Below are 9,224 nucleotides of genomic sequence, written 5' to 3'. Positions count from 1 at the left end.
CCCGCCTCCTGGTGCCCCTGGCGGAGGGGGATGAGCCCCTGGTGATCCTTCCGGGGGGAGGCGAGCAGGACTTGGACGAAAAGGCTTGGCAAGGGGCCAACTTGGTATTGATGAAAGTCTCCAAGGATTATAGCGGTCTGGTGGCGGCTTTAGCCAGGCAAAACCGGCTGCAGGGGTCTTTTCTGGCCGCCAGGGTGGGACAGGCCGGGGAGTTTGTCACCGGTGATTTAGAAGGCCTGGTAGGCCGGAAAATCGATTACTTGTCATTGATCATCAGCAGAAAACCGGGAAAGGAATGAAGGACGGATGGTGTATTTTGTCGGTGCCGGTCCCGGCGATGTAGAACTCATTACCGTGAAAGGAGCACGGTTGTTAAAAGAAGCCGATATCATTGTGTATGCCGGCTCCCTGGTGAACCCGGAGCTTTTGACACTGGCGAAACCGGGCGCTGAGATTTATGACAGCGCCTCTATGACTTTGGAAGAGGTGCTGGCCGTCTTAATTAGGGGCAGTCGGCAAGGCAAACTGGTGGTGCGCTTGCACACAGGGGATCCAAGCCTTTACGGAGCCATCCAGGAGCAGTTGGACCGCCTGCGGGAGGAGGGGATTGTGGCGGAAATAGTGCCCGGGGTGAGTTCGGCCTTTGCCGCAGCGGCGGCCATTCAGAGAGAGTTGACCTTGCCGGGTATCAGCCAGACCGTGATTTTTACCAGGCTGGGGGGCCGTACCCCCGTACCGGAGAAAGAGAGTTTGGCCGGTTTGGCCGGGCATCAAGCCACCATGGCCATTTTCTTGAGCGTGGGCCGGATCGATCAGGTGGTGGCGGAACTGCTGGCGGGAGGATATGCACCGGAGACGCCGGCGGCGGTGGTGCAGAAGGCGTCCTGGCCCGGTGAGGTGAAGGTGCAGGGTACCCTGGCCACCATTGCCCGGCAGGTAAGAGAACAAGGCATTACCAAGACAGCCGTGATCCTCGTGGGAGAGGCGGTGGGGGCGAAAGACTATGCCCGCTCCCGCTTGTATGATGCGGCTTTCAGCCATGGTTTCCGGGAGGGAAAAGGTTGCGGTTAACGGTCTTCTGTCTCAACGACCGGGGCCTGGCCCTGGCCCGGAGCTTGAAGGACCGCTTACCCCAACATGCCTGGCAGGAACCGGCAGGGGAACTTAGTCTCAGGGAGCAAGTGGCCAGGGAATGGGAAAGGGCTGACGGTTTGATTTTCTTTATGGCCAGCGGCATCGTCGTCCGCTTGATTGCCCCCCTGCTCCGGCATAAGGCGGTGGACCCGGCGGTCCTGGTGATTGATGCCGGGGGGCGGTTCGTCGTCAGTCTCCTGAGCGGCCATTTGGGCCGGGCTAATGAACTGGCCCGGCAAGTGGCGGGGGCCCTGGGGGCGACGCCGGTCATTACCACCGCCACCGATGTACTGGGTAAGACGGCCGTAGAAACCTGGGCCGCCCGTTGGGGACTGAAAATCGCCAATCCGGAAGGATTGGTCAAGATCAACGGCGCCCTGGTGCGGGATGAAACCATCTGGATCTATTCCGAACTGCCCGTGGAGATGTTCCGGGGCCGGGAGGAGCTGTGCCCGGGCAAAACGGTGTTTCAGCCCCTGGCGGAACTGCCCCGCGCCCCTGCCCGCGGGGCGACCATTGCCATTACGGCTTCCCGCTGGGGCGTACCGGGGGTGGATTTGGAGCTAGTCATGCCCAGCTTAGTGGTAGGCATCGGGTGCCGCCGTGGTACCGCCAAAGATACCTTGCGCCAGGCCCTTGAGGGAGTCTTTGCCCGGCAAGGCTGGCCTTTGGCGGCGATTCAGCGGCTGGCCTCCGTGGACCTGAAGCAAGAGGAAGGGGGCTTGCTAAAACTAGCCGGGGAACTGAAAGTGCCCATCGAGTTTTATCACCCGCAGGAGTTGCGGGCAGTTCTGGAGGCCATGCCTCACCTGAACAAATCTCCCTTTGTCGAGAAAAAGATAGGAGTTGGTGCGGTATGCGAACCGGCAGCGATCCTGGGCAGCCGGTGGGGGAATTTGCTGGTCGGGAAACAATCCCGGCAAGGAGTGACCATTGCCGTGGCCAGGGCAAGATCAGCGTCATCGGCATCGGACCCGGCCAGGTACGGCATATGACGGAAAGAGCCAGGCAAGCCCTGGCCGAAGCGGAGATAGTCATCGGCTATAAGACTTATGTTAACTTAGTGACTCCTTTGCTGGGACACCAGCAAGTGGAAAGCACGGGTATGAAAAAAGAGGTGGCACGGGCCCAAAGGGCGGTGGAGCTCGCCCGGCAGGGATACCGGGTGGCAGTCATCTCCAGCGGCGATCCGGGGATTTACGGCATGGCCGGGGTGGTGCTGGAAGTGCTGTACCGGGAACAAGCCCAGCCGGAAGTACAAGTGGAGATCGTGCCCGGGGTGTCGGCGGCCCAGGCGGCGGCAGCTGTGGCGGGAGCTCCTTTAATGCACGACTGTGCCTTTATCAGCTTAAGCGACTTATTAACACCCCGGGAATTAATCCTGAAACGCGTGGTCCTGGCGGCCCAGGGAGATTTCGTGATCGCCTTGTATAACCCCAAAAGCAAAGGCAGGCCGGACCTGATCAACCAGGTGCAGGAACTGCTCTTGCGGTACAGGAAACCGGATACGCCGGTGGCCGTGGTCCGGAATGCGGGCCGGGAAGGAGAAAGCCTGGTGTTGTCAACTCTAGCGGGTTTTACCCGGGAAGAGATTGACATGTTTACCACGGTGATCGTGGGCAATTCCCAGAGTTATGTGGCCGGGCATCATTTCATTACGCCGCGGGGGTATCGCCTGTGATCCTGGTGCTGGGAGGAACCACGGAAGCCAGGCAGTTGGCCGGGTACTTGCAGGAAGAAGGGTTTCCGGTGGTCCTGACCACGGTGAGTTCCTATGGGGAAAAACTGGCGAAAGAGCAGGGCGTCAAAGAAGTGCTGGTGGGGGCCCTGACAGGGGCGCAGCTGGCGGATTTAATCCGGCGGCTGCAAGTGCGGGCCGTCATCGATGCCACCCATCCTTTTGCGGAAAACATCAGGGCCATTGCCCAGAGTACCGCCCGGCAACTGGGCATTGCCTACGGGCGTTTGGAGAGGGCGGCCGGCGGCTTGCCGGAGCATCCCCTGCTGTTTCAGGTGTCCGGTTATCTTGCTGCCGCTTGTCAAGCGGCAGCCCTGGGGGATACCATTTTTCTCACCATTGGCAGCCGCCGTTTACCTTTGTTCACCACCCATCCTGCCCTGGCAGGAAAAAGGATTATCGCCCGGGTGCTGCCGGCAGCGGAAGTGCTGGGCCAGTGCCGCCGGCTGGGGTTGCCGCCCCGGCAAATTGTAGCCATGCAAGGGCCCTTTGATACGGAAGGCAATGCATGGATGTTCAGGCACTTCGGAGCGGAGGTGGTGGTCACTAAAGACAGCGGCCCCACCGGCGGGTTGCAGGCCAAATGGGAAGCTTGTTTAGCATTAAACATCCCGCTGGTGGTAATCCGGAGGCCCCCGGCGGGCCACGCCAATGTTTTCACGCAGTTTGAGGAAATCAAGTATTTCTTGAAAGAGGTGAACCAATATGGCGAAGGGGATCATCTTGCTGGGGCACGGCAGCCGGGCCCGGGTTGATGAAGCAAACCAACTGCTGGTGGAGATGGCGTCCCTCCTCAAAAACAGGATCCGTGCCGGTGAGATCGCGCCGGCCTGGATGAACAGCAAATCCGGCCGGCCGGGTTTGAGAGAGGTGGCCGCAAGGCTTGCGGAGGCCGGTTTTACGGAAATCATCGTGGCTCCCTGGTTCCTCACCAGTGGACTTCACATTCAAGAAGATATCCCGGAAATGCTGGAAGAGCTCCGGCAGCGCTATCCCCGGGTAAGATTTGCCCTGGCCAGGCCCCTGGGAGCCGACCCCCGTTTGGCCGATATCCTGGCGGAGCGGATTCAGGAGGTGGAAGATGCAGTTCATCCATGATCCAAGGGCGATTGAAACGAGAAGTATGGAGATTATCGAGGAGCTGTTGGGAGACCATCCCTTTAGCCGGGCCGAAAAGGCCCTGGTGAAAAGGATGATTCATGCCAGCGGGGATCCGGAATTTGGGGCGCTGGCCCGCTTTCACCCGGAGAGTATGGAACGGGGATTGGCCGCCTTAAAAAACGGGGCCCCTATCTTTACCGATGTGCAAATGGTGGCAGCCGGGATCAACAGGCGGGCAGCCGGAAGACTGGGATGCCGCATCCATTGCGCCATCAGTGATGACCGGGTAGCCAGCCTGGCCAAAAGGGAGGGCATTACCAGGGCCATGGCGGCTTTTCGCCTCTGGGGCGAGGCTTTAGAGGGCAGTATCGTGGCCATTGGGAATGCGCCCACCGCCTTGTTTGAGCTGCTCCGCCTCCACCGGGAACAAGGGATCACCCCTGCCCTGGTCATCGGGGTGCCCGTGGGTTTTGTCGGGGCGGCGGAGTCCAAAGAAGCGTTGATGCAGTCTCCTTTAACCTATATCACCGTTCAGGGTCGCAAAGGGGGCAGTCCGATTGCCGCCGGCATTGTTAACGGTCTATTGTATTTAATGCAACCGGAGCGCTGATCTGGGCGATGGGCCCCTCATAAGCATCATTGCTGCCCGCCGGCATTCCCCCGGCCGGCACCGGCACCGCTTTTCCTGCCCCCTGTACCGCTGCCTTAGCGGGCGAGATAGTGGAGGGCTTGTTTTAAGGCACCGGCGATACTGCCCACCTGGTAGAGATCCACTTTGTCCAGGGTGTCTTCCGGGGAATGATTGCCTTCCTTCCAATTGGCCGTGGCAATGGTGACGCTGGGGATGCCCTGCAGGCTAAAGGGGTAGTGGTCGCTAACCCCGGTGGCAATGACCACGGAGCTTTGAAAGCCATAACCCCGTAAAACGGATGCCAGTAAAGCCGTCAAAGCGTTGTGTTCCGTCGTATAGATTACCAGAGTTTCACAAGTCTTGCCGATGGTATCCAGGTTGATGACCGCCTGGATTTTTTCTTTGGGCACCGGCAAATCGCTTGCCAGGTAGTAGGAGCCCCTTAATCCGGGTTCTTCGGCACCGAAAGCCACAAATACCAGGGTGTCGTTCAAAGCCGGTTCCGCCGCCAGTGCTTTGGCCAGGGCGGCCAGGGCCATCACGCCGGACAGGTTATCGTTGGCGCTGGGATAGACGATGCCGTCGGTTTCTCCTTGCCCGTCATAATGGGCGCCAAATATAATCCATTTTCCCTCCGGGTCTTGGCCCGGCAGGTAGCCGATCACATTCTGGGACACTTGGGTGAGAGGACCGCCGCTGCGAAAGCGCAGGCGGCCTTCTGCGTTATAGAAGGAGGTGACGGTGCCCAGGGGGAATTCCTGCAGGTAAGACGGGTATGCCGGCAAAGCCTGCAGCCCGATTTCTTGAAAATACGCGGCCAGGATGTCCGCCGCTTCCTTTTCCCACGGAGTACCGGCTCCCCGGCCCCGCAGCTCGTAGAGGGACTGGGACAGGGTTTTACCCGGTGTAACCGTGGCGACGGTATGGGACGCCGGTTCCTGGACCGGCCACCGCTCATCCAGGGAGTTGGCGGGCAGCATGGCCAGGGCCAAGGCCATCAGTACGGTAAAAAGGCACACTTTGAAGATGAATCTCATGGGCAAACCTCCGGTAGCATTGCCGTTAACCACTTAAGGATATTGTCTCATATTCTAGTTATGCCCCCCAGTTCCTGCTCCCCCTGCCATTTTGCCGGTCCCGGATGATGAGAAAAAAGCATTGACTGGGACGAGCCGCCGCGGTACAATAAAATAAAGGAACATATGAACAATTGCTCATGTGTTTATCAAAATGAGGTGAGACTATGCACCATGAGCAGCAGCACTGCAGTTGTGGAGGCAGCTGTTCCGCCCATGAGGAAGTTGGTTCCGCCCTGGACATAGAGGCTGCTCCAAGGGCGTTGCAGGTAGAAACCATCAGCCTGACCGGTTTGGATTGCGCCGACTGCGCCAGGAAGTTGGAACAGGCCGTCGCCCGTTTGGAAGGAGTGGCGGCAGCCACCGTTAATTTTGCCGCCGGGAAATTGAGAGTAAGCTACGATGAGGTGCGGGTGCCTAAACAGGTGATTACCGATACCGTCAGGAGGCTCGGGTACGGGGTGGAGGAAACCCAGGCCGGAGCTCGAAGGCTGGTCTTCCACTTGAAAGGCCTGGATTGTGCGGATTGTGCCAAAAAACTGGAACTTAAACTGAACCGCCTGCCGGGCATCCACCGGGCCGAAGTGCATTTCAGCGCCGGCAAGTTATACGTGGAGGGAAGGGTGGCGGCGGATCAGGTCCAGCGGGCCGTGGCGGAAGCAGGTTATGAAGCTGCCCTGCCTGAACAGGCACCGGCCGGCGGCGAGAGTTCCTTTTGGCTGCAAAACAAGAGAAGTCTTTTGACGGTGATTTCAGGAGGTTTATGGCTGCTGGGGGTAGTCAGCTGGTATGCCGGCTTAACACCGTTGGCGGTGGCGGTCTTGGTGGGGGCCATGGTCAGCGGTGGCTTTTATACGGTGCGGGCCGCTCTTTACTCCCTGAAAAGCGGCTTGGCCATGGATATGAATGTGCTGATGACCGTAGCCGTCACCGGTGCCGTGGCCCTGGGGGAATGGGTGGAAGCGGCCACGGTGGTGTTCCTGTTTTCCTTGGGTAACACTTTAGAAGCTTATACCATGGACAAAACCCGCAAGTCCATTCGCGGTCTCATGGACCTCAGCCCCCGGGAAGCCGTGGTCTGGCAGGGAGGAACGGAGCAAGTGGTGCCCGTGACCTTGCTCAAGTTGGGTGATGTGGTGGTTATCAAACCGGGCAGCCGCATTCCCGTGGACGGGATAGTGGTGGAAGGAAGCTCCGCCGTCAATCAGGCTCCCATTACCGGGGAATCGGTGCCGGTGGCCAAAGGAGCAGGAGATGAAGTCTTTGCCGGCACCATCAATGAAAACGGGCGGCTGCTGGTGGAAGTGACGCGGCCGGCGGGGGATACCACCCTGGCCAGGATTATCAGCCTGGTGGAAGAGGCTCAGGCGCAAAAAGCACCGGCCGAAAGATTCGTGGATGTGTTTGCCAAGTATTATACCCCGGCTGTGATCCTACTGGCCCTGGCGCTGGCGGTGGTGCCGCCGCTGTTTTTCGGCCGGGCGTTTCAGGACTGGTTTTACCGGGCCCTGACCCTGCTGGTGGTAGCCTGTCCTTGTGCTCTGGTTATTTCCACCCCTGTGTCCATCGTGGCGGCCATCGGCAATGCCGCCAGAAACGGTGTCCTCATCAAAGGGGGAGCCCATTTGGAGCAAGCGGGCCGGATCAAGGCCGTGGCCTTCGATAAGACCGGCACCTTGACCAGGGGACAGCCGGTGGTGACCGATGTGGTGCCGGCCCCGGGTTATACCCCTGCTGAGATACTTCGATTGGCCGGTTCCGTGGAAATCGGTTCCGAACATCCCCTGGCAGCGGCCGTCCTACAGGAAGCGGCAGTGCGGCAAGTGACCCTGTTGCCCGGGAAGGACTATGCTTCCCTGACCGGCCGGGGCGCTAAGGCCCTGCTGCAGGGGAAATGGTACTTTGTCGGCAGCCCGGCATTGTTTCAACAGGATTTGGGTTTGCCGCTGGGGGATTGGGAAACAACCGTCATGGAGCTGGAAACGGAAGGCAAGACGGTAATGCTGGTAGGAACGGAACAGGAGGTGGCCGGTTTAATCGCCTGCGGCGACCGGCCCAGGGAGACCAGCCGGAAGGCTGTGGCAGCCTTGAAGGAACAGGGCAGGAAAACGGTGATGTTGACCGGGGACAATCCCCGGACGGCCCGGGCTTTGGCGGCGGAATTGGGGTTGGATGATTTTCGTGCAGGGCTCCTGCCGCAGCATAAGGTGCAGGCGATTGAGGCATTGCAGGAACAATACGGCACCGTCGCCATGGTGGGAGACGGCATCAATGATGCCCCGGCCCTGGCGCGGGCTGATGTGGGTATTGCCATGGGCGGGGCCGGTACCGATACGGCCTTGGAGACGGCGGATATCGTCCTCATGGCTGATGATCTGGGTAAACTTCCTTTCACCATGAAGCTGAGCCGTCAAGCTTTAAACATCATCAGGCAGAACATTGCCTTCTCTTTGCTGGTGAAAGCGGCGGCCGTCCTCTTGGTCTTCCCCGGGTGGCTCAACCTCTGGATTGCCATCCTGGCGGATACGGGAGCCGCCCTGGTGGTTATTGCCAACGGCATGCGGTTGCTGCGCGTAAAATAAAGCCGGAGTCGTTATCGTCTCCGGCTTAAATATTGTTTCGCATCGGTTATGTTTTTCGGTTTCACGTCCCAATCTTCGAAGAGATCCAACAGCATCGGTTTAATAAGGCCTGCTTCGGCGTACACCTCCCGGCGGGTCAGCACTTCTCCCACCGGTCCTGCCTGCAGGACTCTTCCTTCCCGCAGGATGATCACGTCGTCGGCCCATGCATAAGTTAAATCCACATCGTGGGTGGAGAAAACAATGGTCTTGCCCTGCCGGACCCAGGTGTCCAGCAAATCCTTGAAATAGACGGCGGAGTAACCGTCCAGGCCGGCAAAGGGCTCATCACAGGCAATGATGCTGGGTTCCAGCACCATGATGCCGGCAATGGCCACCCTTTTTTTCTGCCCCAGACTGAGCTGGAAAGGGGGATAATCCAGCAGGTGTTCGATGTCCAACTGCCGGGCCACTTGCAAGATGCGGTCTTGCTTTTCCGTCTCGGGATAGCCGTAGTTATCCAGCCCGAATTTGATGTCCTGGTAGACGGTGGTGGAAAACAACTGGTGGTCGGGATAATCAAATAGGAAACCTACCTGCCGCCTGATTTCCCGCAGGGTCTTGGCCGTGACGGGCGTACCCAGGACCTGTACGGTTCCCCTTTGCGGCACCAAGGTTCCGTTCAAATGGTAAAGCAAGGTAGACTTGCCGCTGCCGTTGACACCAAGGACGGCGGTTTTGCGACCTTTTTTGATATGGAGACTAACGTCCACCAGTCCTCTCCGGTGGTTGGGGTAGGTATATGTTAAGTTTTCGATTCTCACGGCCATGCTGCATCATCCCGTTCATGAGGCATTTGCCGGATGGGCAAAGAAAAAACTCTGACCGGGTCAAAGCTTTATGCCAGTTAATTGCATTATAACAGGTGGAGGAGAGGTTGGCAATGGACTCCCGTCCCGGTGTTTTTAATCTACTACAATCCT

At 58.9% G+C, this 9,224-nt stretch carries 10 protein-coding genes; 8 read left to right on the top strand and 2 right to left on the bottom strand.

Features of this window, described 5'->3' with window-relative positions; translation table 11 throughout:
- The 7 genes from GXX34_08005 to GXX34_07975 form a co-directional block, all read left to right on the top strand.
- Positions 1-299 (top strand): precorrin-2 C(20)-methyltransferase (locus tag GXX34_08005; protein ID HHW07452.1); only part of this gene is annotated, 299 nt, incomplete at its 5' end.
- A gap of 7 nt (positions 300-306) precedes the next feature.
- Positions 307-1,071 (top strand): precorrin-4 C(11)-methyltransferase, encoded by a 765-nt coding sequence (gene cobM, locus GXX34_08000; GenBank protein HHW07451.1) that lies wholly within the window; start codon positions 307-309, stop codon positions 1,069-1,071.
- A complete protein-coding gene (locus tag GXX34_07995) occupies positions 1,062-2,129 on the top strand; it encodes a cobalt-precorrin 5A hydrolase (protein ID HHW07450.1) in 1,068 nt (355 codons plus the stop codon). Before cobM ends, GXX34_07995 begins: the two co-directional genes overlap by 10 nt.
- Entirely contained in the window at positions 2,126-2,815 is a 690-nt protein-coding gene (gene cobJ / locus GXX34_07990) for a precorrin-3B C(17)-methyltransferase (GenBank protein ID HHW07449.1), read from the top strand. Before GXX34_07995 ends, cobJ begins: the two co-directional genes overlap by 4 nt.
- On the top strand, positions 2,812-3,627 hold the full coding sequence (cobK, locus tag GXX34_07985; protein ID HHW07448.1) for a precorrin-6A reductase: 816 nt from the start codon (positions 2,812-2,814) through the stop codon (positions 3,625-3,627). Before cobJ ends, cobK begins: the two co-directional genes overlap by 4 nt.
- Complete coding sequence (locus tag GXX34_07980) at positions 3,578-3,970, top strand: cobalamin biosynthesis protein CbiX (GenBank protein HHW07447.1); 393 nt, start codon at positions 3,578-3,580, stop codon at positions 3,968-3,970. Before cobK ends, GXX34_07980 begins: the two co-directional genes overlap by 50 nt.
- Positions 3,954-4,583 (top strand): precorrin-8X methylmutase, encoded by a 630-nt coding sequence (locus GXX34_07975; protein HHW07446.1) that lies wholly within the window; start codon positions 3,954-3,956, stop codon positions 4,581-4,583. Before GXX34_07980 ends, GXX34_07975 begins: the two co-directional genes overlap by 17 nt.
- Before the next feature lie 95 nt (positions 4,584-4,678).
- Here the strand turns inward: GXX34_07975 and GXX34_07970 are convergent, their stop codons facing one another.
- Entirely contained in the window at positions 4,679-5,641 is a 963-nt protein-coding gene (locus tag GXX34_07970) for a M20/M25/M40 family metallo-hydrolase (GenBank protein HHW07445.1), read from the bottom strand.
- 206 nt (positions 5,642-5,847) lie between these two features.
- Here GXX34_07970 and cadA point away from each other — a divergent pair, with 206 nt between their 5' ends.
- On the top strand, positions 5,848-8,262 hold the full coding sequence (cadA, locus tag GXX34_07965) for a cadmium-translocating P-type ATPase (protein ID HHW07444.1): 2,415 nt from the start codon (positions 5,848-5,850) through the stop codon (positions 8,260-8,262).
- An 11-nt stretch (positions 8,263-8,273) separates the two neighbouring features.
- Here the strand turns inward: cadA and GXX34_07960 are convergent, their stop codons facing one another.
- Positions 8,274-9,071, bottom strand: coding sequence for an ABC transporter ATP-binding protein (locus tag GXX34_07960; protein ID HHW07443.1), 798 nt, complete (start codon positions 9,069-9,071; stop codon positions 8,274-8,276).
- Positions 9,072-9,224 lie beyond the last annotated feature (153 nt).

The organism is Clostridia bacterium (assembly GCA_012840125.1).
In the GTDB taxonomy this organism is placed as follows: Bacteria; Bacillota; DULZ01; order DULZ01; family DULZ01; genus DULZ01.
This window is presented reverse-complemented; position numbering and strand designations above follow the sequence as displayed.

What these genes read in the sequence shown, in the direction of transcription:
- GXX34_07980 (HHW07447.1), top strand. Translation starts at nt 3,578, where the DNA reads ATGGCGAAGGGGATCATCTTGCTGGGGCACGGCAGCCGGGCCCGGGTT.
- GXX34_07970 (HHW07445.1), bottom strand. Translation starts at nt 5,641, where the DNA reads ATGAGATTCATCTTCAAAGTGTGCCTTTTTACCGTACTGATGGCCTTG.
- cobJ (HHW07449.1), top strand. Translation starts at nt 2,126, where the DNA reads ATGACGGAAAGAGCCAGGCAAGCCCTGGCCGAAGCGGAGATAGTCATC.
- GXX34_07960 (HHW07443.1), bottom strand. Translation starts at nt 9,071, where the DNA reads ATGGCCGTGAGAATCGAAAACTTAACATATACCTACCCCAACCACCGG.
- cadA (HHW07444.1), top strand. Translation starts at nt 5,848, where the DNA reads ATGCACCATGAGCAGCAGCACTGCAGTTGTGGAGGCAGCTGTTCCGCC.
- GXX34_07975 (HHW07446.1), top strand. Translation starts at nt 3,954, where the DNA reads ATGCAGTTCATCCATGATCCAAGGGCGATTGAAACGAGAAGTATGGAG.
- cobM (HHW07451.1), top strand. Translation starts at nt 307, where the DNA reads ATGGTGTATTTTGTCGGTGCCGGTCCCGGCGATGTAGAACTCATTACC.